At 62.5% G+C, this 22,718-nt stretch carries 23 protein-coding genes; all 23 read right to left on the bottom strand.

Going from position 1 to position 22,718, the window contains the following annotated elements; translation table 11 throughout:
* Window positions 1-12: 12 nt before the first annotated feature.
* A complete protein-coding gene (locus WOB96_RS05055; RefSeq protein WP_341370194.1) occupies window positions 13-1,149 on the bottom strand; it encodes an NAD(P)/FAD-dependent oxidoreductase in 1,137 nt (378 codons plus the stop codon).
* A 30-nt stretch (window positions 1,150-1,179) separates the two neighbouring features.
* Entirely contained in the window at window positions 1,180-1,410 is a 231-nt protein-coding gene (locus tag WOB96_RS05050; protein WP_341370193.1) for a sulfurtransferase TusA family protein, read from the bottom strand.
* A 144-nt stretch (window positions 1,411-1,554) separates the two neighbouring features.
* Window positions 1,555-1,785: an SHOCT domain-containing protein gene (locus WOB96_RS05045; protein WP_341370192.1), complete on the bottom strand. Its 231-nt coding sequence runs from the start codon at window positions 1,783-1,785 to the stop codon at window positions 1,555-1,557.
* Between the two features lie 146 nt (window positions 1,786-1,931).
* Complete coding sequence (locus tag WOB96_RS05040; RefSeq protein ID WP_341370191.1) at window positions 1,932-2,402, bottom strand: hypothetical protein; 471 nt, start codon at window positions 2,400-2,402, stop codon at window positions 1,932-1,934.
* Window positions 2,403-2,433: 31 nt separating this feature from the next.
* Window positions 2,434-2,802, bottom strand: a complete 369-nt coding sequence (locus WOB96_RS05035; RefSeq protein WP_341370190.1) for a copper-binding protein — start codon at window positions 2,800-2,802, stop codon at window positions 2,434-2,436.
* Window positions 2,803-2,896: 94 nt separating this feature from the next.
* Entirely contained in the window at window positions 2,897-3,445 is a 549-nt protein-coding gene (locus WOB96_RS05030) for a c-type cytochrome (protein WP_341370189.1), read from the bottom strand.
* 17 nt (window positions 3,446-3,462) lie between these two features.
* Window positions 3,463-4,083, bottom strand: coding sequence for a DUF2231 domain-containing protein (locus WOB96_RS05025; protein WP_341370188.1), 621 nt, complete (start codon window positions 4,081-4,083; stop codon window positions 3,463-3,465).
* 58 nt (window positions 4,084-4,141) lie between these two features.
* Window positions 4,142-4,924, bottom strand: a complete 783-nt coding sequence (locus WOB96_RS05020) for a copper resistance protein B (RefSeq protein WP_341370187.1) — start codon at window positions 4,922-4,924, stop codon at window positions 4,142-4,144.
* Between the two features lie 3 nt (window positions 4,925-4,927).
* Entirely contained in the window at window positions 4,928-6,856 is a 1,929-nt protein-coding gene (locus WOB96_RS05015) for a copper resistance system multicopper oxidase (RefSeq protein WP_341370186.1), read from the bottom strand.
* A 21-nt stretch (window positions 6,857-6,877) separates the two neighbouring features.
* Window positions 6,878-10,027, bottom strand: coding sequence for an efflux RND transporter permease subunit (locus WOB96_RS05010; protein ID WP_341370185.1), 3,150 nt, complete (start codon window positions 10,025-10,027; stop codon window positions 6,878-6,880).
* A gap of 1 nt (window position 10,028) precedes the next feature.
* Window positions 10,029-11,552 carry an efflux RND transporter periplasmic adaptor subunit gene (locus WOB96_RS05005; RefSeq protein WP_341370184.1) on the bottom strand — a complete coding sequence of 508 codons (1,524 nt, stop codon included), beginning with the start codon at window positions 11,550-11,552 and terminating at the stop codon, window positions 10,029-10,031.
* The gene (locus WOB96_RS05000; RefSeq protein ID WP_341370183.1) at window positions 11,549-12,883 is read right to left on the bottom strand and encodes a TolC family protein; all 1,335 of its coding nucleotides are present in this window, start codon (window positions 12,881-12,883) and stop codon (window positions 11,549-11,551) included. The genes WOB96_RS05005 and WOB96_RS05000 overlap by 4 nt, the downstream gene beginning before the upstream one ends.
* Before the next feature lie 61 nt (window positions 12,884-12,944).
* Window positions 12,945-13,343 (bottom strand): hypothetical protein, encoded by a 399-nt coding sequence (locus WOB96_RS04995; RefSeq protein WP_341370182.1) that lies wholly within the window; start codon window positions 13,341-13,343, stop codon window positions 12,945-12,947.
* A gap of 80 nt (window positions 13,344-13,423) precedes the next feature.
* Entirely contained in the window at window positions 13,424-13,870 is a 447-nt protein-coding gene (locus tag WOB96_RS04990) for a type I restriction enzyme subunit R domain-containing protein (protein ID WP_341370181.1), read from the bottom strand.
* Window positions 13,871-13,954: 84 nt separating this feature from the next.
* On the bottom strand, window positions 13,955-14,476 hold the full coding sequence (locus WOB96_RS04985; RefSeq protein ID WP_341370180.1) for a hypothetical protein: 522 nt from the start codon (window positions 14,474-14,476) through the stop codon (window positions 13,955-13,957).
* Between the two features lie 14 nt (window positions 14,477-14,490).
* Window positions 14,491-15,612 (bottom strand): helix-turn-helix domain-containing protein, encoded by a 1,122-nt coding sequence (locus WOB96_RS04980; RefSeq protein WP_341370179.1) that lies wholly within the window; start codon window positions 15,610-15,612, stop codon window positions 14,491-14,493.
* A gap of 209 nt (window positions 15,613-15,821) precedes the next feature.
* Window positions 15,822-16,448, bottom strand: a complete 627-nt coding sequence (locus WOB96_RS04975) for a V-type ATP synthase subunit D (RefSeq protein ID WP_341370178.1) — start codon at window positions 16,446-16,448, stop codon at window positions 15,822-15,824.
* Complete coding sequence (locus tag WOB96_RS04970) at window positions 16,441-17,829, bottom strand: V-type ATP synthase subunit B (protein WP_341370177.1); 1,389 nt, start codon at window positions 17,827-17,829, stop codon at window positions 16,441-16,443. Before WOB96_RS04970 ends, WOB96_RS04975 begins: the two co-directional genes overlap by 8 nt.
* Entirely contained in the window at window positions 17,819-19,603 is a 1,785-nt protein-coding gene (locus WOB96_RS04965; protein WP_341370176.1) for a V-type ATP synthase subunit A, read from the bottom strand. Before WOB96_RS04965 ends, WOB96_RS04970 begins: the two co-directional genes overlap by 11 nt.
* A gap of 8 nt (window positions 19,604-19,611) precedes the next feature.
* Window positions 19,612-20,241 (bottom strand): hypothetical protein, encoded by a 630-nt coding sequence (locus tag WOB96_RS04960; protein WP_341370175.1) that lies wholly within the window; start codon window positions 20,239-20,241, stop codon window positions 19,612-19,614.
* Window positions 20,238-20,534 carry a V-type ATP synthase subunit F gene (locus WOB96_RS04955; RefSeq protein ID WP_341370174.1) on the bottom strand — a complete coding sequence of 99 codons (297 nt, stop codon included), beginning with the start codon at window positions 20,532-20,534 and terminating at the stop codon, window positions 20,238-20,240. The genes WOB96_RS04960 and WOB96_RS04955 overlap by 4 nt, the downstream gene beginning before the upstream one ends.
* A 15-nt stretch (window positions 20,535-20,549) precedes the next feature.
* Window positions 20,550-20,894 (bottom strand): ATP synthase subunit C, encoded by a 345-nt coding sequence (locus WOB96_RS04950; RefSeq protein WP_341370173.1) that lies wholly within the window; start codon window positions 20,892-20,894, stop codon window positions 20,550-20,552.
* A complete protein-coding gene (locus tag WOB96_RS04945) occupies window positions 20,881-22,713 on the bottom strand; it encodes a V-type ATP synthase subunit I (protein ID WP_341370172.1) in 1,833 nt (610 codons plus the stop codon). Before WOB96_RS04945 ends, WOB96_RS04950 begins: the two co-directional genes overlap by 14 nt.
* Window positions 22,714-22,718: the final 5 nt, after the last annotated feature.

Genomic DNA, 22,718 nt, shown 5'->3' with positions numbered 1-22,718 from the left:
GGCTGATTCCTCCTAGAGTAGGCCGCGCACGCTGTTCCAGTAGAGCCTGTTGTAGGCCATCTTGAACCAGTGCACGGCCTGGGTCGGCGGCTGCGGTTGCGGTGGATGGTTATAGTCAAAGCTCGCATAGGTGGCGCGGTCCTTGCCCGCCTCGATAAAGCAGAATACCTTGCCTTCATAGGTCTTGACCTCGCTGCCAAGTTTCACCAGCGCCGCGAGGTTCTCGCCCAGGACCTCGGCCTCGTAATGTGCGGTTGAGCCGGCCTTGCTGGTGGCGATATTGGTGGTATCGCCAAGCACAAAGACGTTGTCGCGGTTCTCCATGCGCAGGCTGTTGCGATCGGTGGGGATCCAGCCACCTTTGCCGAGATTGTTCTTCTCGATGACTTCCATGCCCTTGTGCGGTGGGATGGCGATCAGGAGGTCGTAATCCACGCTACTGCCTTCCTCGCTCAAGACCTGCCGTTTGGCGCCATCCACTTCCTTGACATTGAAAAGCGTCTCGTAGCTGATGCCCAGCCGGTCAAATTCCGGGGCGGCCCACTTGGCGACGTTTTCGAGGCTGTGCACGCGGTTGATCGGATAGGTATAGTGGATCTTGACCTTGTCGAGCAGACCCCGATCCTGAAAGTAGTCGTGCAGCAGAAAGGTGATCTCCAGCGGCACCATGGGGCACTTGTGCGGCACCGCAGCGGCAACCACGATCTTGCCGCCCTGGAAGTCGCGCAGGGCCTGAAAGGTCTTGAGCGCGGCGGCTTCCGTATACACATGATGCGCGTGTTCCGCCAGGCCCGGGATGCTCTCCGCTACCGGCCGCGAGCCGGTGGCAATGGCGAGATAGTCATACTCGAAGCTTTTGCCGCTTGCGGTACGCACTGCGTTCGCTTCGAAGCGGAACTCCTCCACAGGATCGACGTGGAACGCGATATCCGGTTCCAGGAGACTCGCCTGATCGCGGTAGATCTCGTCGGGGGTCATGCGGCCGAAGGCGACATAGAGCAGACCCGGCTGGTACATATGCCGGTCGGAGGCCGAGAGCAGGGTGATGCCCACATCTCCGCTGTGCAACTCGTGATTGAGGCGTCGGGCGAGGTTATTGGCCAGGATGGTGCCGCCGATACCGCCGCCGACGATCAGGATGCGTTTCATGGAGATCTCCTTGAGTAGTGGATTGAGCCATTACTTGGTCTTGCGTACCCGAATGTGGTACACGCCCGCGTCCTCGCGCATATTGATGCACTCATGCCCGACCTTGCGCAGCCAGATCGGGATATCGGTGGCGGAGCCTCTATCGGTAGTCAGCACTTCGACTTCCTCGCCAACGTCCATGAGCTTGATGTGAGCAATAAGCTCCATGAGTGGTCCCGGACAGGTCGCCCCTCGTGCATCCAGGATTTGTGGATCTTGCATAGGCAACACCTTGTTCCCACGTTTAACCCGTTTTCCAGGGCATGGCCTCGGCCCGATATGAAACCAGGTATCTCGTAAATCAGGTCTAAGGATCTTCGGTGCCTGCCAAGATGTCCCCTGGCTGGGTTGCTTGATTGGCAATGTTTACTGGAGATCCCGTTTCTTCTGCTCAAACTCTTCGCGGTTGATTTCGCCGCGCGCGTAGCGCTCCTTCAGCACATCCAGGGCCGAAGAAATGTTCTGTCCGCCGCCGCGATTCCGGGTCAAGGCGACAATCAGCCAGACGATGCCGCCAATGATCAGAACCCAGAACAGCAGCATGATGAGTCCGCCCATAGCTCCCATGCCGCCCATGCCGCCAAATCCGTTCATCATTGTCGCCTCCTTGTGGATTGGGTCTCCTAAATCGCTTACAGGGCCGACAGTCGAGCCGGGGATTGCAGCCCCCGGTAACCACATAGGGCTGCGCGTATTCGGCTTTTATCTGCACAGGCCGCGACCTGAAGCCGCGGCCTGCCTGATCAGTGGGCGCCTGAGTTGGACCCGGAGTTCCCGGTGCCATTTGGCATCGGGCTCATGGGCATGCCGCCCATGCCGCTCTGGCCATTGCCTTGCATACCGCCTTGGCCACCGCCCTGCATGCCGCCACCCATCATGCCTTTCATCATAGGCATCATCTGCTGCATGTTTTCGCGCATCATCTGTCGTTGCTGCTGCATGAGTTTCTGGCGTTCCGCGCCCTGCGCCTTCTCGATCTTGTGCATCATTTCATGCATGCGCATCATGCGTTCCTGCTTTTGCTTCAGCATCTGATCGGACATCATCCCGGATTGGCCCTGCATTCCGGATGATGGCGCTTGTTGCCCCGCAGGATGCTGTTGCATGTGGTTCTGGTCGCCTGCCCCGGTCTGCGCTTGGGCGGCTGGCAGGGCTAGCGCCAGGAATGTAGCTGCGATGATCCGGCTCAGTGCTGAAGATTTTGGGTTCTGCATGGTACGCCTCCTTGGGCTAGGGTGGATCCGGTCAGGATTGGACTGGGGTGATGCGGGTAATCAGATACTGTCCATCTGACCCCTTGATCAGCTCGAAGTTTACCTTTTGTCCCACTTTGACATTGCTCAACTCCGCCTTGTTCTTGGTCTGGAAGTTCATGGTCATGGCCGACCAGCCGAGGCTCGGGATGGGTGCATGGGTGATCTTGATCTTGCCGGTGTTCATGTCGATCCGGTTGACCGTGCCGGTGCCGCGGTGAATCTGGGCACCAGCCATACTGGGACTGTGGGCGGGCTGGCTGCCCATGTCCATACCCATGGGCATGGCCTGGGCCCCCAGTGGCAGGAAGCCCACGGGCGCGAGCAGGGCCAGCAGGATAATATGATGCGGTGCTTTCATGTTGATGCTCCTTGATCCAGGTGAATGAAATTAGCAGAAATGTTGAAACGCAAAATCACTTGGCCCTTTTTATAGGACAACGGATGCTTTTGGCTTACTCAGCCTCCGGGTTTTCACGAGTGATGTCCTTCTGAGTGCGCCAGGCTTCATCCGGCCAGAGACTCTTCAGGTACTGGAGAATGGCCTGGCGCTCGGCAGCATTGACCATCTTGCCCATGGGCGGCATGGCGCCTTGATAGGTCGGTCCGTAACTTTGCCCACCATCGCGCATGATGCGCAGCAACAGCTGATCCGGATGGTGCCAGGTGTGGGCCGTACCGTTCAGTGGGGGCGGCGGGAAAGTGCCGTCCGCAAGGCGCTTGCGCCAGTCCGGGGTGCCTTCGCCGAATGCACCATGACAACGCGCGCAGTTTGCCGCGAACAGCTCACGGCCACGCACCACCACGGCAGGGTCGAGATTGCGGGCGCGCAAGCGATCCTGATAGGCCCGCGCATCCAGATTCACACCAAGCTGGGCGGGGTTCGCGAGCGTGGTCGTGGTGCGCACGGGCGGGGCCTTGGCAGCGCCAGAATCAGGCCCGCTTTCGCAGGCTACCAGCACCATGCCCGCGAACACGGCTATCAGGGCTGTAAGCTTAGACATGCATTGCTACTCCACTATTAGGGCGCGTTGTGCGTATGGTTATGTCCATCCTCAGCTGGGGCCTGAGGCATGTTTTCGGCTTGTCCTCCAGGAGGGGTTTCATTCATTTGGCCTGTTGGATTCAAGGTATTTCCATTCGACGCGGGATGCTCGTGCGGTGCTTCTCCGGCTTCATGTTGATGATTACCGGCATGGGGCAGGGACATCACGCCGAGCCCATGACGAAAGACCAGCTCGCCGCCGCGCCAGGCAGTTGAGCCCAAGAGGCCCAGGCTGAGCAACAGGGCAAGCGTCAGCGGCCAGTTGATGGGCTTGCGCGCGCGGTAGCGCAGGATCGACCAGGCGGTCAGCGCCAGGAACACTGCGAAGGTCACCAGGGCCCAGTTGCGGTGATCGGTCATGGCCAGATGGGAAGGCGTGTCATGGGCAACCGTGTTGTAGGCCTGGATACCGGTCGCCACCGTGAGTGCGGCAAAGGCTGTGCCCAGCCAGAGATTCCAGCGCGCTATTGCCGCCCACTGGCATCGCAGGTCTTCGCTGCCCGCCAGTAGCGAGATCGGGTGGAACAATACGCCAATGACCAGCAGTGCTACGGTGAAATGCACGAAGATCGGATGCCAGTTGGGGATGATTTCCACTGCTTTTTCTCCTGTTTGAATGAGTACCGATGAAAGAGGGTACGACTATGTTTGCGCTTCAGTACCAAACCCGCAGGCCGGCAACGATGGCGGTGTTGTCGACATCATAACCGCCCTGACGAGCCATGTCGGCGGTCTGGCCGAACTTGCGATTCCAGGAAATGCCGACATAGGGCGCGAACTCTCGCCGGATCTCGTAGCGCAGGCGCAAACCAAGATCCATGTCGTTGATGCCGGATCCGATATCGAATTCATCCACTTTGCGGGCGGATGCATTCACCTCCAGGCGCGGCTGAGCAATCAGGCGCTGGGTCAGCAGCAGGTCGTACTCGGCGGTGAGCCGGGCGGAGAGATCGCCGTCCTCGCTGATGAACAGGGTCGGCTCGAGATCGAACCAGTAGGGGGCGAGTCCCTGGATACCGAGCACGGCAAAGGTGCGCGAAGAATTGGGTCCCCTGCCAAAGCGCCTCTCATGACGGATGCCGGCCTGAAGATCCCAGTAGGGCGCCACCGACCGGCTGTAGAGCGCCTGTAGTTCGGCTTTGCCCTCGGCGCGCGTGGCCAGGGTATCGCCTTCGGTCTTGAGCCAGAGCTTGTTGTAGTCACCGCCGTACCAGCCCTGTGCATCCCAGTAGACGGTATTGGCTCCCCGGCTCCAGCCGTGCTCCAACTGGTCGATCAGCAGAAACGTGTACGGCTTTTGGTCCATGACGGCCTCGCCGTTCCCGGTCCCGGAATCCTGGGCTGCTGCGGCCATAGGCAGGATCGCCCCCAGTGCGATGGCCCCGGCGAGCAGCCGGCCGAAAGGGGTAGCAAGCTTGTGTTTCGCTGTTTTTGCCATGACTCAGGCCTCCTGCTTGTCGGAAATTTCCACCACCCGGAACATACCGGCTTCCATGTGGTAGAGCATGTGGCAATGGAAGGCCCAGCGACCAGGCTCATCGGCAGTGATCAGCAGGGACAGGCGTTCGGCGGGCTTGACGATGATGGTGTGCTTGAGCGGCCCGTACTCGCCGTGGCCGTTTTCGAGCACCATGAACACGCCATGCAGATGCATGGGGTGCTCCATCATGGTGTCGTTGACCATGATCAGGCGCAGGCGCTCGCCGTAATGGAAGGGGATCGGCTCGGCCTGGGAATATTTCTTGCCATCAATCGACCAAATGAAACGCTCCATGTTGCCGGTCAGATGCAGTTCGATGTCACGCCCGGGTTTGCGCTGATCATGGTAAGGCTTGGGGCTGCGCAGATCGGTGTACACCAGTACGCGCCAACCATCCTGGCCCAGACCGACACCCGGTTCGTCGAGCCGGTTCTTGGTTTCCATTGGCGAAACCTGATTGGCCACGCCCACATCATCCCGTGTGTGCTTGACCGGCGGGTCGCCGGGCAGCGTCTGCGCAGGATCGGCCTGGGTTGAGGCCTTGCCGCCTGCGGCCTTTGCCGCATGGTCGCCAGAGCCCATGTCCATTCCAGCCATGCCGCCACTACCTGAATCCATGCCTGGCATGGCTTCCATGCCCTGTTGCCCGGCTTGCATCTTGGCGCCTTGCCCCTTTGGCTCCATGCCAGACATCTGGTCCGCACCGCCTGGTTTGGCGGCTGTTTGCTGGCCCATGTCCATGCCCGGCATGGACCCCATGCCTTGCATGTCAAACATGCCCATGTCGGCCATGCTGCGTAGCGGGCGCGGGCGGCGCTTCGGGATCTCGGAACTCATGCCCAGCCGTGGTGCGAGCGTACCGCCGGCATAGCCACTGCGGTCCATGGATTCGGCAAAAATGGTGTAGGCCTTGTCTTCGCGGGGTTCGACGATCACATCATAGGTCTCCGCCACACCGATGCGGAACTCATCGACCTCGACGGGCTGCACGTTCTGGCCGTCGGCCTGAACCACGGTCAGCTTGAGGCCGGGGATGCGTACATCAAAAAAGGTCTGGGCCGAGCCGTTGATGAATCGCAGCCGCACCTTTTCTCCCGGCCGAAACAGCGCGTTCCAGTTGGATACCGGTCCCAGTCCGTTCATCAGATAGGTATACGTGTAGCCGGTCACGTCCAGGATGTCCGCCGGGGACATGCGCATGCCGCCCCATTGCAGGCGGTTTTTAATGGTCGCCTGCCAGCCGTCCTTGCCGATATCATGAAAGAAGGTCCCCAGGGTGCGCTGCTGAAAGTTGTAGTAATCCCCCTGCTTCTTGAGATGCGCCATCACACGCTCCGGGTCCTCGAAGGTCCAGTCCGAGAGCATGACCACGTACTCACGGTCATGTTGCACCGGGTCGGGCTCGCTGGGGTCGATGATGATGGGGCCGTACAGGCCACTTTGCTCCTGAAAGCGGGTGTGGCTGTGATACCAATAGGTGCCACTCTGGCGAATTGGATATTGATAAATGAATGTCTCGCCGGCCTTGATGCCGGGAAAGACAACGTTTGGTACGCCGTCCATCCGGTTGGGCACGAGCAGGCCGTGCCAGTGGATGGAGCTGTCGACATCGAGTTGGTTGTGCACGCGCAGGGTGACGGTTTCGCCTTCGCGGAAACGCAACAGCGGGCCTGGTACGCTGCCGTTGATGGTGATGGCGCTGCCATTACGACCATCAAAAGGGTAGGCCTCCTGGCGCAGTGTCAGATCAAACACATTGCCGGGCTGTCGCGGCTGGAAAACCGCGGGGCTGGTGGATTGTGCCCAGGCATAGGCCGGGGCAAAGCGTTCCAGGCCAGCCAGCAAGCCCAGGGCGCCGGCCTGTTGCAGAAAGCGACGTCGAGTGACCATGAATCTCTCCTAGGGTCGGGGTTAAATTGCACTTTGGGAGCGCGGCATTGACGCCGGCCCGTCCGGCAGTTTCAGCTGCCGCTGCTTCCACATGGCGTAGAGCGCCGGAATCACCAGCAGGCTCAGCAGGGGGGCTGTGATCATGCCGCCGATCATGGGCGCGGCAATGCGCTGCATCACTTCCGAGCCGGTGCCGTGGCTGAACATGATGGGCAGCAGCCCGGCCACGATCACCGCCACGGTCATCATCTTGGGCCGCACCCGTAGCACCGCGCCCTCGATGATGGCCGCCTTGAGATCCGCCCGGTTGTTCATGCGCCCTTCGGCCTGATAGCGCTTGAGGGCCTGATCGAGATACAGCAGCATCACCACGCCGAACTCCGCCGCCACCCCTGCGAGCGCAATGAAGCCCACCACCACCGCCACCGAGAGCTGATAGCCCAGCAGGTAGAGGATCCAGATTCCGCCCACCAGGGCAAAGGGCAGGCTGAGCACGATCATCAGCACTTCCGTGACATTGCGGAAATTGAAGTACAGGAGCAGAAGGATCAGCGCCAGCGTCAGCGGAATCACAGTCTGCAGGCGCGCCTTGGCGCGTTCCATGTACTCATACTGCCCAGACCAGATCAGGGAGTAGCCCGGTGGCAGCTTCACCTCCTGCGCCACCGCCTGCTTGGCGCGCGCCACATAGCCCCCGATATCAACCTTGCCGACGTCTACATAAACCCAGCCGTTCAGGCGGGCATTCTCGCTCTTGATCTCGGACGGGCCATCCACCAGACGGATCTTCGCGACCTCGCCCAGGGGGATCTGCGCGCCACTTGGAGTGGCCACGCGGCTGGCCGAAAGATCCGCCAGGGACTGGCGCAGCGCACGCGGATAGCGCAGGTTCACCGGGTAACGCTCGCGGCCTTCCACCGTGCGCGTGGCGTTCTCCCCGCCGATGGCGGCGCGCACCATGTCCTGCACGTCCGCGACATTGAGCCCGTATCGCGCTGCCGCCACGCGATCGATGTCAATGTCGATGTAACGCCCGCCGGTCACGCGTTCGGCGAAAGCCGAAACCGTGCCGGGCTGCTGCTTCATGACCGCCTCGATCTGCGCGCCCACCCGTTGGATGCCCTGAAGATCCGGCCCGGCGATCTTGATGCCAATCGGGGTCTTGATGCCGGTAGCGAGCATGTCGATGCGGGTGCGAATCGGCATGGTCCAGGAGTTGGCCAAGCCCGGAAACTGCACGACGCGGTTCAGCTCATCCTTGATCTTTTCGATGGTCATGCCGGCGCGCCACTGCGATTCCGGCTTGAGCTGTATGGTGGTTTCGAACATCGACAGCGGGGCGGGGTCGGTGGCTGTCTCCGCCCGTCCGGCCTTGCCGAACACGCGCGCCACCTCCGGCACGCTGGCAATGAGCTTGTCAGTCTGCTGCAATATAAAGCTCGCTTCGCCAATAGAGATCGAAGGCAGGGTAGTGGGCATGTACAAAAAGTCCCCCTCGTTCAAGGGCGGCATGAACTCCGAACCAAGCCGGCTCAAGGGATACCAGGCGCTGGCCAGCAGCAGCACTGCCAGCAGGATGGTCAGCCAGCGTAGGCGCAGCACGCCATTGATTATGGGTTGATAAGCTGCGATCAGCAGCCGGTTCAGCGGGTTCTTATGCTCGGGCAGGATGCGCCCGCGGATGAAATAGCCCATCAGCACCGGCACCAGGGTCACCGATAACCCTGCCGCTGCCGCCATGGCGTAGCTTTTGGTGAAAGCCAGTGGCGAGAAAAGACGGCCCTCCTGGGACTCCAGCGTAAAGATCGGCAAAAACGACACGGTGATGATCAGCAGCGAGAAAAAAAGCGCCGGCCCGACTTCCTGTGCCGATTCCCGTACAATGACCCAGCGGTCGGCCTCGGGCCCGGCCCGCTCCAGATGCTTGTGCATATTCTCGATCATCACGATGGCGGCATCCACCATGGCGCCGATGGCGATGGCGATGCCGCCCAGCGACATGATGTTGGCGTTGATGCCCTGGTAGTGCATGACGGTGAAGGCCGCGAGAATGCCCACCGGCAGGCTGATGATGGCCACCAGCGAGGAACGCAGGTGGAACAGGAAAAGCAGCACCACCAGCGCCACCACCAGTGATTCATCCAGCAACTTGCTCTTGAGATTGTCCACGGCGCGCTCGATCAGGGTCGAGCGGTCATAAGTGGGTACGATCTCGACGCCCGCTGGCAGGCTGGATTTCAGTTCCGCCAGCCGTGCCTTGACCCGCGCGATGGTCGCCTGCGCGTTCTCGCCATAACGCATGACGATGATGCCGCCCACCACTTCGCCCTGGCCGTTGAGTTCGGCGATGCCCCGGCGCAGCTCCGGCCCTAGCCGGAGGTTCGCCACATCCCCCAGCGTCACCGGCGTGCCGCCCTGGGTGACCGTCAGCGGCACTTCGCGCAGATCGTTGAGCGAACGGATATAGCCGCGCACACGCACCATGTACTCGCGTTCCGCCATCTCGATCACCGAACCGCCGGTTTCGCTATTGGCGCGCTGGATGGCATCCTTGACCTGCGCGAGCGTGATGTTGTAGGCCAGCAGCCGGTTGGGATCCACCACCACCTGATACTGCTTGACCATGCCGCCGACCGTGGCCACTTCCGCCACCCCCGGCAGGCGTTGCAGCTCGAACTTCAAAAACCAGTCCTGCAGGGAGCGCAATTGCGCCAGATCATGCCGCCCGCTGCGGTCCACCAGCGCGTATTCATAGATCCAGCCGACCCCGGTGGCGTCCGGCCCCAGCGTTGGCACCACCCCCTCGGGCAGCCGGCCCTGGGTCTGATTCAGGTATTCCAGCACCCGCGAGCGCGCCCAGTACGGGTCGGTGCCATCCTGAAACAGCACGTAGATATAGGAATCCCCGAACATCGAGTAGCCGCGCACCGTGGTGGCACCGGGTACGGACAGCAGCGTGGTGGTCAGCGGATAGGTGACTTGATCCTCCACCACCTGCGGCGCCTGGCCGGGGTAGCTGGTCTTGATGATGACCTGCACGTCCGACAGGTCCGGGATGGCGTCCACCGGCGTGCGCGCCAGGGCATAGAGGCCCCAGGCAACCAGAAAAGCCGTGGCCAGCAGCACCAGAAAGCGGTTGTGCAGGGACCAGTCGATCACGCGGCGGATCATGCTAATTCCCCCCGTGCTGCATGCTGCCATGCGTCTTTGGCGCGGGCGCTGGTGTCGGACTGGTCTGTGGCATGGTCGCGCTTGGGGCCGGCACCGTATCCATGCCCGCCGGCGGGGTGGCGCTTTCAGCCGGGGCCGCGTCGCCAGCCTGCAGACGGTTCAAAAGGCCCTTGAGGCTCGCCTCCGAGTCGATCAGGAATTGCCCACTCACTACCACTTTCTGGCCCGCCTGCAGGCCGTCGAGGATTTCGGTAAAGCCGCCACTTTCTGCGCCGATCCTGACCACCACCGGGCGGAAGCGGCCCTCGCCCTCGGCAATCAGCACGACATTGCGGTTCGATCCGCGCAGCACCGCCTCGCTCGGTACCACCAGTCGCTCGGCCTGCGTGCCGGCCTGAATGCGCGCCGTGCCGTACATGCCGGGGCGCAGCACGCCATCGGGGTTGGCGAAGGCCAGCCTCGCCTGCACCGTGCGGCTTTGCGTGTTCAGGGTGGGGTAGAGGTAATCGATACGGCCCTGCCATTGGCGCTCCGGCAGGGACGGGATGCTCAAGGTCACTGGATCATTGGGCCTGATCCAGGGCAACTGGCTGGCATAGATATCCACATTGACCCAGACTCTGGAGAGATCCGCCAGCGTATAAATGCGGGTGTCCGGCGTGACATAACCACCCTGGCGGGCATTGAGTTCGGTGATGATGCCGCCCTGTGGCGCGCGCAAGGGCACGGTGCGTTGCGTCTTGCCGCTGCGCTCCAGGGTCCGGATCTCGGCCTGCGGCAGATTAAGCAGGCGCAGGCGTTCTCGCGCGGCGTCCAGCAGTGCCCGGTTTTCGCTCGCAAGCTGCGGGTCAGCGGTGCGCTGCCGCACCCCGCGCAGGGCCACCAGAAATTCCTCCTGGGCACTCAGCAGGTCCGGCGAATAGATTGTCGCCAGCACCTGCCCGCGCTTGACCGTGTCGCCCACTGCCCGGGCCCGCAGCGTCTCCAGCCAGCCACTGACGCGCGGATTGAGATAGCTGATGCGATGCTCGTCCACCAATACGGTACCAACGGTTTCGATGGCCTGGCCGATGTTGCGGCGCTCCACGGATGCGGTCCGCACGCCGAGATTCTGCACCAGACGCGGATCGATCTTCACCGTGCCGCTGTCCTCGGCTGAGGCGTTTTCATCGGCATAGACCGGGATATAGTCCATGCCCATATCATCTTTCATCGGCACGGGTGAAGTATGGCCGTTGCCCATGGGGTTCCTGTAATAGAGGATCTTGCGATCGGCAGGCTTTTTCTCCTCATCGGCATAGACCGGTATGTAATCCATCCCCATATCGTCCTTCGTCGGTACAGCGGAGGTCTGTCCCGTACCCATCGGGTTTTTGTAGTAAAGAATCTTGCGCTTGGCCGGTTCGGTGCTAGTCTGCGGCATGTCCGCGTGCCCAGAACCCTTGATCCACCAGCCTAGTCCCGCGCCAAGGCTCGTGCTCAGGAGCAACGCGGCGGCAATCAGGATGCTATGTTGACCGTTCATGGCGTCTCCTGGGTCGTACTGGCCAGATAATCGAGATCGGCGGCGGCACTGGCAAGATCCACCCGCGCCCGCCATAACCGCAACTGATAATCCAGGCGCTCCCTGCGCGCCTGTAGCACGCTGGCCATGCTGCCCTTGTTCACGCGGTAGTCGGCCAAGGTTGCGGCCGTGGTCTGTTCTGCCTGGGGCAGCAGACGGTCCTGCAGGAGCTGCACGCGCTTTTGCAGGCGATCATAGCTGGCATAGCTGCTTTGGACTTCCTCGCGCAACTGCAGCAGCATGTCATCGTGCTCGTAGCGTAGGGCAAGTGCCTGCGCCTGACGTTCCTGCAGGCGGGCATCCTGACGTTTTTCAGAAAAGAGGGGCAGGCTCAGGGTGATGCCGGCCGAGACCATGTCCGGCAGCTTTTCGCCATTGTCGCGGGCGAACCGCAGGCCGTAGCTCGCCTCCACGCCGAGTTCGGGGTAGTAGTCGCGCTTTGCCGCCGCCACGTCGATCTGGCGCGCCCGGATGCGCGCTTCCATGGCCGTGGCCTGGGGATGCCGCGCCACCTGGTCCAGCAAAATCGCTTGTGAAGGCAATGCGGGCAGGGGCGGCAAGGTGTCTGGCAGGCGGATGCCGTCCGCGGGCAGTTGCAGCAGCCGGGCAAGCCGGCTACGGGCCGTATCGCGTGCTGTCAGCAGCGTTTGTTCCTGATCGAGCAGGTCATCGCGTGCCAGTTGGGCCCGCAGCACTTCGCTCTCCGGAATGCGATTGACGCGATACTGGCTCAGGTTCGCCCGCGTGATCTGATCCAGCAGTTCGCGATCGTTCTGCAGGACTGCCAGGGCCCGTTCCTGATAGAAGGCATCCAGCCAGGCCTGGCGCACCTCGCGGCGGATCTGCGCGGCGAGATCCATCCGGTCGGCGCGCAGTGCGGTGGTTTCCTCGCGCGCGCTTTGCTGACTCAGGGCCAGTTTGCCGCTCGGGGGAAAGCTCTGGCTGATGCCGCCGACCACCTGCGTCATGCTGTCGCGATCCAGCGCAAAGCGATTCACCGGTACGCTATTGACCCCAAAGCGCAATTGCGGGTCCGGCAGTTCGCCGGCATAGACGGCGCGCGCTTCGGCCGCCTTGATATCCGCCTGACGCTGCGCCAGTTGCGGATGCAGGCTCAGGGCCCGTTGTTCGGCGTCCGCCAAGCTCATGACGGAGACCGCTGCGGGATCGGCGGCAGCAGGGGCCAGCCCGGCATGTAGCACGAGCAGCAGACCGCCTAGCAGCAGCCAGTGTGTTTTGGCCCGTCGCGCCGCAATGCGCGGCAGACAGCCGAAAGAAAACAGCTTGGGCATAATCCCTCCAGGATTGATCTACCAGGCCATACGAGGCCTGACCAGACAAGCGGAGGGTGTGTTAAATCAGCAGGCGAAAGCCCGAGGAGGCGTCGAGAGTAAGGTTCTGGGGGGGAGCTTCAAGGGGAGAGGAGCCTGCGGGCGTCTGCCAGAATGACACAGGCAGGATCAGCGCGGAAAATTGGTTCAGGATCAGCGGTGTGAAGGGCAGGTGAGCCCCGAGCTGCGGGCCATCGGCGGCCACGTCGGGCAGATTGCAGTGCACGTAGCCGTGGGTATGCTGCTGCGTGGGCATCGCTTCCGGGCAGTCGGCCATCTGCGCCATGGCCGGGGCGTCGACCAGTGCATCGGCCAGCACCGTGCAGGGCTGAAAGCCCATGAACAGCACGAGCCCCACCCACAGGCCCATCAGGCCTGGGGTCAGGCGGCGCAGTCGTCGCAGTGAGAAGAGTCCGCTCATGAAGTTAACGTAGTGGAGTATGGGGTGGCTGTCAATATGCTGCATTATCTTATCCAAACAGCTTGGCACCCAAAAAGCCGTTATGGAATATCTACCCGTCCACTGCTGATCGAGAAGCGCTCGTAGACTTGACTGCCGAGCCATTTTGAAACCAGATCCTGCATATCCGGCTTGCCCATATAGTCAGTGAACAGCTCCTCGTTCATGACCAAACCTTCGTAGTCCTGGTGGAAGGCTTCCTGGATTTCGGCGGAATCATTCACGAAGTCCAGGACGAAGGTGTCGTCCTTGAGCGGGTGAATCCGGTTCAGGCGCGAGAGCGTCTGCACGGCCTGAATGCCCGCCAGACGCGTATCCACAGACATCGTGTGCAGCAGCGGCTGATCAAAGCCGGTCTGGTATTTCTCGGCCACTAGCAGCACGCGGAATTCCGGTTTGGCAAAGGTATCGGGCAGGGCCGACTCCTTGAGGCCGCCATTCATTTCGGCCTCCGTGTAGGACTTTTCCGTGATCTTTCCGTCTTCCACCGTGCCCGAGAACGCGGCTACAGGGGCAAACGGACTCTAAACTGCTCTGCTACTCAACATGGGGGGACGTCGTATGTAGGCCCCCTAAGGAATGATTCCAAGCCGGATTTTTACCCGGATCTCATCCAGCCAACCCGCGCGATAGTGACGGGCCAGGGAGTTGAGTTGACCATGTGTTACGCCGGATTCATTGGCCAGATGCTCCAGGGAGGTAAGCGAGTCGAGCCAACCGATATTACCGGTGGCCACGATGGCCGCCTTATCGGCCGTGGAAACGAGGATAAGGGCGTTTGGAAGCAGCCCTTGGGCATCGAGCCAAGCGAGGAGATGCAGTTCGCCATCATCGAGGCCGTGGCATGAAGGATGGGTAAGGACAAGCTTCGCCAGCTCTAGCTTCCCTACCTGGTGCCGGTCGGTAAGTCCTTCCAGAAGGGCGTCCCTGTCGATGTGCACACGCCCGGGATCATCGGGGTTGCCGGTGAGGGCCTCTTCGACGCATTTGTCGACGGTCTCGATAGCGAACTTGTTGCAGATCGCCGTCCAACAGCCCGTCCGGAATGCCTCGATGATGATGTTTGTGTCGATGAATACCCGCGCCTTTGCCATGCCCGGCGCACCCCTTACAGTTCGAAGGGGGCGGGTAGGGAGTGCTCGGCAAACAGGTCCACAAGCTGCGTCAAGGTGGCACCCATGGCTTTTGCCGCCTTGCGAGCGGACAGGTGGCCTCTATCGATTGCGCGGTGCAGCATGTTGATGAAGGCCGGGGAGAACCGCTTCGGCGTACCGGCCACGGATGGGCGCTGGTGCTCCTGTTGAAGGGCATCGCGTGTTTCCGCGCAGATCCAGGTCAGATTGAACAGTCTCCAGGCAAGGGCCACCGGCGCGACACGCAACTGCATGGCCACGTCGGCAAGATGGCTTACGTCATCAATTCGACGTTTGTCGATCAGATTCGCCAAAGAAGCCTGGGGCATCAGCAGAGCAGCGGCAAAGTTGTTGGCCAGCTGCTCGATGCGTTTGCCCTTGGCCCGGTCTTCGATCGAATTGGATTCGCGGTGATCCGGCTTCATGGCATCCCAGGTCAGGGCGTGGAACAGTTCATGGGCCAGGTCGAAGAAGCGACGGGCCTCCGGCTCGTTGCGGTTGATCAGGATCATACCCATGTCCTGGAGATGACAGGTCGCACCGGAGATTGAATCTCCCTCCGGGGTTTCGATCGTGTCGACGTACAGGACCGGGATGTCGAGCTCCTGCTCGATCTTCTCGGCCAGCCGCTCGGCCGGAACAACACCCAGGTCGAGCGCCTCGACCAGGCTTTCGGCACGGGCGATCGCATCCTCGTATGAGGATTGCGCGGTAAGCCGCAGGGTGTGCTTGAGGGGGTTGGGCCGGTCCTGCTCCTTCTCACGCAACCAGCGCAGCAGTCCGATCCACTGTCCGGCCCTCAGCTCGAAACCGTCCAGGCTGTGCTCGGCCAGTCCGGGGGAGGCGCGCCAGGAGAACTGGGCCTCGCCCGCTACCTGGAATGGATCGAGGAAGAAGTCGAGTTCGCGATCCAAGGTGTCGGTCAGCAGGACGAGTTCATCCGGTTTGAGCGCCCGCTTGCCATTCTCGATATCGGAAACGCTCTGGCGGTCTTTCAGGCCCATGGCCTCAGCCAGCCGGTCCTGCGTCCAGCCGGACGCCTCGCGGGCAGCTTTGACGCGATAGCCGATGAGTCGCTGTGACAGATTTTCTAGCATGGCAGGCTCCCTCTTTAAGGGAGGGAGTATAATCTTGCGAAACGTAATTCGCAAGAATTAATTGCATATTTGAGCTTTGCGTAAATCCCCTCGTATATGAGAAGGAATTTTCTTTGCCTGCCTGAATGGTATCGCATTGATAGAGGTCCCCTTAATCAATGTGTCTGTGAAACCCGGGTAAAACCCCACTGCCACAAAGAAGCTGGCGATCACTCGGTCCTCGATCTGGCTCCCAGCCGCACACGCACGATATCCTCCTGATCCGCTTCTTCAAGCTGCGCGGCCATGTAGTTCAGACCGGCCTCCAGTTCGGGCAGGATGACGTCCGCGAGGGCGCGCGCCCGCCGCTCGGTGCGGTGGTACTCATTCAGCAGACGATGCAGGTTGCCGGAGCGGGCGGCGAGAGCGGTGGCGCGGGAGACGAGTTCCTGGAAGAGGGGCGTGCAGCGTTCGGCCTCCGGCGAGGGATTGATCGGCGACGGCGCGTCCGTGGCAGATCCCGGTTGCAGCTCGGCCGTCAGCAGGTGAACACCCAGGAAGTTCCTGGATTTGATGTTCAGCCCGGCATCCCCACTGGCGGGCGCCGGGTAGACTTCAAGCCCATCCAGCCCATGGCGCAGCAGCGCTTCCCGAAGTGCGGTCGCAGCCCTCCGGTGCAGCTCGTGGAATGCCTGCATCTCGCTTTCATAGGCTTGCGTCTGCCGGAGGACCTCAGCGGCAAGGAGCAGCCGTTTTTCGTCGAGGAAACCGTAAGCCTCGCGAACCAGCCGGCGCTCCTCCCGCAGGCGCAGGAGGGCGGTGGGGCTGGGGGGCTCGTTATAAGCGCCATCAGGCATGATGCTGTGCCTTGATATGCCGGTCGATCTGGGCCTCGCTCAACCGGCTCAGTTCGCTGGCAGGCAGACTGCGCAGGATGTCCCAGCCGATATCCATGCTTTCCTGGAGCGAGCGCGCTTCATCCTGGTGGATCAGTTCCTCCTCGAAACGCTTGCCGAAATCGAGATAGATGCGATCCAGATCCGAGAGCCCTTCCGGCCCCACGATGCTGGACAGGGTGCGCACCTGCACGGCCCGGGCATAGGCGGCATACAGTTGCGTGGCCAGGGCCGGATGATCCTCGTCCGTGTAGCCTTCGCCGATGCCGTCTTTCATCAGGCGCGACAGGCTGGCCAGGACATTGATTGGCGGATGGAGGCCGCGACGGTTCAGATCCCGGTCCAGCACGAGCTGGCCCTCGGTAATGTAGCCGGTCAGATCCGGTATGGGGTGGGTGATGTCGTCGCTGGGCATGCTCAGGATGGGGAGCTGGGTCAGGGTGCCCGGCAGATCTTCGATGCGCCCCGCACGCTCATAAATGCTCGCCAGATCGGAGTACATGTATCCGGGATAGCCTTTGCGGCTCGGGATCTCGCCGTGGCTGGCGGAGACCTCTCGCAAGGCCTCGCAGTAGTTGGTCATGTCGGTCATGATCACCAGGACATGTCGCCCCTCGTGAAATGCCAGGTATTCCGCCGCTGTCAGGGCAAAGCGGGGGGTCAGCAGGCGCTGCGTGCTGGAATCACTGGCGAGATTCAGAAAAAGCGCGGTGCTTTCCAGGGCGCCACTCGTCTCCATGGCGCGGCGGAAGTGTTCCGCCGTATCGTGGGAGATGCCGATGCCGGCAAACACGATGGCAAAGGCTTCCGCCTCCGCGCCCAATAGCCGCGCATTGCCCGCGATTTCGATGGCGATCCGGTCGTGCGGCAGCCCGCCGGCGGAAAAGATCGGCAGTTTCTGCCCGCGGATGAGGCTGTTCATCAGGTCCACAGCGGTGATGCCGGTTTGAATGAAATCCCTGGGCATGCCGCGCAAGGCCGGGTTGATGGGCCGTCCCTCCACCGGCAGGTCCTGTTCGGCGGGGATGGGTGGCCCGCCATCGATCGGGCGCCCCACGCCACTGAACACACGGCCGAGGATACCCGGTCCCACGCTGAAGTGGATCGGCTCGCCCAGAAAGCGCACCCGGGTATCCGGCAGGGAGAGCCCGGCGGTGGGCTCCAGCACTTCAATGGTCATGAACTGGGTGTCCAGCGCGGAGATGCGCCCCAGCCGGGGGCGGCCATCCACGCCAATGACTTCAACCGCCTCGTTGAGGCCCACATCGAGGGTCCGGCGCAGGAAGAGTAGTGGCCCCTCGATCCGGGTGGCCGCTCCTGCCACAGTGAGATCAGCGCGCATGATCGCCTTTCTCCAGGAGTGTGGCGAATGCCGATTCCATCTCCGCGGAAAGCTGCCGGAACTGGTCTTCGCTGCCCTCCGGAATCTCCTCCGCCATGCGCTCGAGCTTGCGGAAAACCGGCAGGCCGCCGATTTCATCGGCGCTGGCACCGGCATCGACTGCCTGCTCGGCCAGCTCAGCGAGCCGGACGATGATTCGCATCATGGTGCCTTGACGCGCCGGCGAGGCAAAGCGATCCACCGGTGAGTAGGCCGACTGTCTGAGAAATCCCTCATTGATCAGGCTGGCGGCGAGCAGGGTGACCTGCTGGCGCGGTGGGAGGACATCCTTGCCGATGATGCGCGCCATGCGCTCAAGGTGCGCCTGCTGTTCCAGCAGAGTCAGGAAACGGCGCCGGTCGGATGCCCACTGCGGATTGCCGTTATCACGCCACCACGATTCAAGTACGGGGATGTCTTCGGAGTAGGATTGCAGCGGATCGATGGCCGGGTAGAAGCGGGCATGGGCCCGGCCGCGGTCGAGGGCCCAGAAGGAGCGTACATAACGTTTGGTATGCATGGATACGGGCTCGGACAGATCGGCGCCGGGTGGACTGACGGCGCCGATGATGGTGAGCGATCCTAGGCTGCCATCCAGGCAGCGGACGTGCGCGGCACGCTCGTAGAATTCCGCGAGCCGGCTGCTGAGATAGGGCGGGTAGCCCCCTTCGCCGGGCAGTTCGCCCAGACGACCGGAGATCTCGCGCAGGGCTTCCGCCCAGCGCGTCGTCGAGTCCGCCATCAGGGCAACGTGCAAGCCCTGATCGCGGTAGTACTCGGCCACGGTCACACCGGTGTAGATACTGGCCTCACGGGCGGCGACGGGCATATTGGAGGTATTGGCGATGATGACCGTCCTTTCGAGCAAGGGGCGATTGGTCTTCGGATCCTGAAGTGCCGCGAACTCATGCAGGATGCCTGTCATCTCATTGCCCCGCTCACCGCAGCCCACATACACGATGATGTCGGCCGCGGCCCACTTGGCGAGCGTCTCCTGGAGCACGGTCTTGCCCGTGCCGAAACCGCCCGGTAATACAGCCCGGCCGCCCCGGGCAATGGGAAACAGGCTGTCCAGCACCCGCTGGCCGGTGATCAGCGGACTGTCAGCCGGCAGCCGTTCGGTGATGGGGCGGGGCAGGCGCACCGGCCAGAGATGGCTCATGGCAATGTCATGCTGCCCCCCGTCCGTTGCCTCAAGGGTGCCGATGGCCTGCGTATCGCTGTAATCGCCTTCGGGCAATATTTGCAGCACCCGGCCCTGCAGATCAGGGGGCAGCAGGCAGTATTGCGGCTTGCCCTCCGCAGCGCGCAGCTCCCCGACCCGGCTCCCCGGATCAAGCTGTTGACCATTTTGGACCAACGGCTTGAAGTGGAAGGTTTTGCCTGGCTGGGTGTACATGCCCGCTTGAACATAGTGCGACTGCGCCCCGAACAAGGGCCGCAGCAGGCCGTCGAAAATCCCGCCAAGCAGGCCCGGCCCAAGCCGGATGGACAGGGGCAGCCCGGTCCCCTGAACCAGCACGCCGGGACGCAGGCCACTCGTGCTTTCATAGATCTGGACCACGATCTCCGCACCCTGGATACGAATCACCTCCCCGAGCAGACGCCTGTCTCCCACCAGGACCGCCTCATTGATCTGAAACGGGTCCTCGCTTCGGGCCCGCAACACGGGCCCGCTGATCCACTCGATCAGGGCCGTGGCGTTTTGCCTTTCACTGCCGTTCTGGCTCGCCATCGCTTGCCTCAGTGTGCATCCAGCGCCCGATTGATCTCCCCGAGCAGTCTCGCCTCCACCCAGGCCCGATTCGCCAGGAGGCCCGGGATGCTGCCGTCCACGCAGGTACCATCCAGGCGAATGCGGATGCCTGCCGCTATGCCTTGATCCGCCTGAAATCGCGGGGTCTTGCCGATGCGCTGGACGACGAGTTCCCCGACTGCCTTGATCTCCTGGGCGGACCATGCGGGTGCGTGATGGATGGTCCATTCGCCCGCCGGGAGCACGGCCAGCGCCTCGCGCAGCAGCGCTTCCACCCAGGCCGCACGGCTCGCATCCTGCTGCCATCGCCGCTCCAGCGCCTTGGGGAGCAGTTCCCAGCCACGCTCCAGCCGCAAGCGGCTCAAGCGCAGCTCGCGCTGACGCTGACCGGTCCTCACCTGGGCCTGGGCCATTTCGATCTGACGCTTTGCGCGGGCGCGTTCCTCCCGGATCGCCAGACCCAGGCGCTTGCGGGCGTCCCGGTAAGCCTGTTCGAGCAAGGCCGCGCATTGCTCGTCCGCCTGTTTGCGGGTGGCCTCACAACGCTGATCCCGCTTCGCTTCAAGGATGCGGATCAGCGCCTGCTCCTGGGCGTTCGGATCTGAGGACTGGTTCATAGCCCGATGCCGAGTTGCGCCCGCATGCCCACCACAAGATCAGGCATCTTCACGCGGTGGCGTGCATCGGGGATGACCAGTACCAGGGGCGCGCGGGCGGAGAGCGCGGCCTTGAGCTGAGAGGCCGGCAGCATGCTGGCGTATTCGGCGGTGATCAGCACCAGTTCGGTCTCCGTGCAGGCCTGATGCAGGGCTTGCGCGACGCCTGAGGGCTCGGGCAGCAGAATGCGCAGGCCGGCCAGCCGGTAGCCGGCGGCGGTGACTTCATCCCCGATGAAGATTGGCGCGGGCATGCTCCCTCCTTCGGTTTAAATGCGATTCAGGATCAGGATGGAGATGATCAGGCCATAGATCGCGATGCCCTCCGCCAGGCCGATGAGGATGAGCAGGCGCCCCAGAAGCTCCGGCTTTTCAGCCATGGCGCCGACCGCCGCACTGCCGACCGCGCCGACCGCATAGCCCGCACCCAGGGTCGAAAGCCCGGTGGCCAGGGCGGCGGCCAGATAGCCCCAGTGCGTTGCGCTACTTCCCGGGCTTGCCGGAACCGGGCCCTGGGCATGGGCGCTGGGCATGGAGAAGAGCAGGATAGTTGCGACTGCGGCAAGGGCGAAGGCCAGCACGATGACAATGGTCAGGGCTCTAGTGGATGTCATATCTCGCGCCTCTTTCCCTTAGGTCAGGCGGCAGGATGGGGCGAAATGCGCGCCCCTGCCCACGCCAGAAGCGAATAAAGAACTCGAAAAGAATCAGGCGGGTGGTCTGCACCGACACCACCGCACCCTCCAGGACAATGACCAGGACGTTGCCCAGAATCAGCACCAGCAAGCGGGCCAGCGGATGAGCGCTTGCCTCCGCCAGCAACACGATGGCCAGGGAAAGCCCCGCGTGCGCCAGGGCGAAGGCCCCCACGCGGGCGAAGGAGAGCGTGTTGATGACTAGTTGCATGGTGTTTTCCACGAGCCTGCCCAGCGCGAGCGCCAAGCCTTTGAGGCGCCCGCCAGACTGCAGTGCCCCGATGAGATACCAGAGCAGGCCGATGAAAGCCGGGGCTGCGGCCAAGGGCTCAAGGAAACTGGCGAGGATGCCCAGGTACAGCAGCAGCATGGGTGCGCCCTGCCATAGCCACTGCTCCCAGTCGCCACGCCATAGCCCCTGATAGGCGTCGAGAATCATGCCCAGCACGAGAATGCCGATGCCGCCGATGAGCGGTACCAGCAGCACGGTCAGCGGCGCTTCGAGCGGATGCAGCCAGAGGGGATTGATCAGATTTTCAAGGCTGAAGACGCTCCCGAAGAGCAGGCCGAAAATCATCGAAAAGATGCCCGCCGGAATCAGCAGGCGCAGGGCGGGCCAGCGGGATTTGAGCAGAAAGCCTGCCAGCAGCAGCACAAAGCCTTGCCCCAGGTCCCCAAACATGTAGCCAAAGAGGAGTGGCGCCAGCAGCGACAGGATCGGGGTCGGGTCGGCCTCATTCTGTCCTGGCGTGCCGAGCAGCCTGGTCAGCAATTCAAAGGGTCTGGCCCACCAGGGATTCGCGAAAATCATGGGTGGCCGTTTCCCTTCAGGCGGTGGCGGAAAGCGCAACAGGGCCGGAATCCTTGCCGACTGCAGAGCGGCTTCGAGCCGGGTGCCACTGAGATCATTCGTCCATCCGCTGACCCAGGAAAAGTTTTCGCTTTGCGCCAGGCTCCCGATGGTGGTGTGAAACCACTCGACGCGCGCGATGATGCCCAATGCCTGGGCGAGCTGGTGCTTGCTGTCCAGCGCTTCCAGCTCGCTTTTCAGGTCGGCGATCCGGGCGGCCAGGATCTGCATGCGCTGTTCCACGGCGGCGAGGGCAGTGCTGGCATCCCCGGCAATCCAGGCAGGCAGGGAAATATTCCGGGCTTGCTGTGCGCTCAGTGCCTGTTCCAGTTCCGCCAGGGCCTGGTTCGGCCCGATGACCAGCAGGAACTGATGAGAGGTCCCCTGCACCTGCCTGCTGATCAGGGTGGCGGGTATCGCTGGGATAGGGGCATCCAGCGGAAATGCCCAGCACCGGACCCCAAGCGCTGAATGCGCCAGCAGCCTCAGGTCCAGCGGTGATTGCGCGAGCCCCCGCAGCATCTCCCGCAGAAGTTGCAAGGTATCTCGCTCGCCTTGCAGCGCTTCCAGCTCCCGAATGCGCGGGGCTGCCTCATTGCACCAGGCGCGCAGTTGCTCCAGAGCGCGCGCCAGCAGTTCGGCCGGCTGGCCGCGCCTGCTGACGGCCCAGCCCCCGGCCTGCGGCCAATAGGCCTGATAACGCTGGGCAAGCCGATGGTATTCGTCGAGTTGATCTTGTACGGCGGCCATTGCCGAAGGCCTTGGCGCCTCCTCGAAGAATTCGAGTTCAATGGCGCCCGTTGCAGCCAGGACTTCCAGGGCATGGGCCACCTGCTCCCGTGTGGTGAGCAGCTCGAACCATCTGGCGGGCACTGGCCGCAAGCTCATGCGGG

Origin of the sequence: Thermithiobacillus plumbiphilus (assembly GCF_038070005.1) — a bacterium.
In the GTDB taxonomy this organism is placed as follows: Bacteria; Pseudomonadota; Gammaproteobacteria; order Acidithiobacillales; family Thermithiobacillaceae; genus JBBPCO01.
The sequence above is the reverse complement of the archived record's forward strand: the minus strand, read 5'-3'. Positions and strand labels throughout refer to the sequence as shown.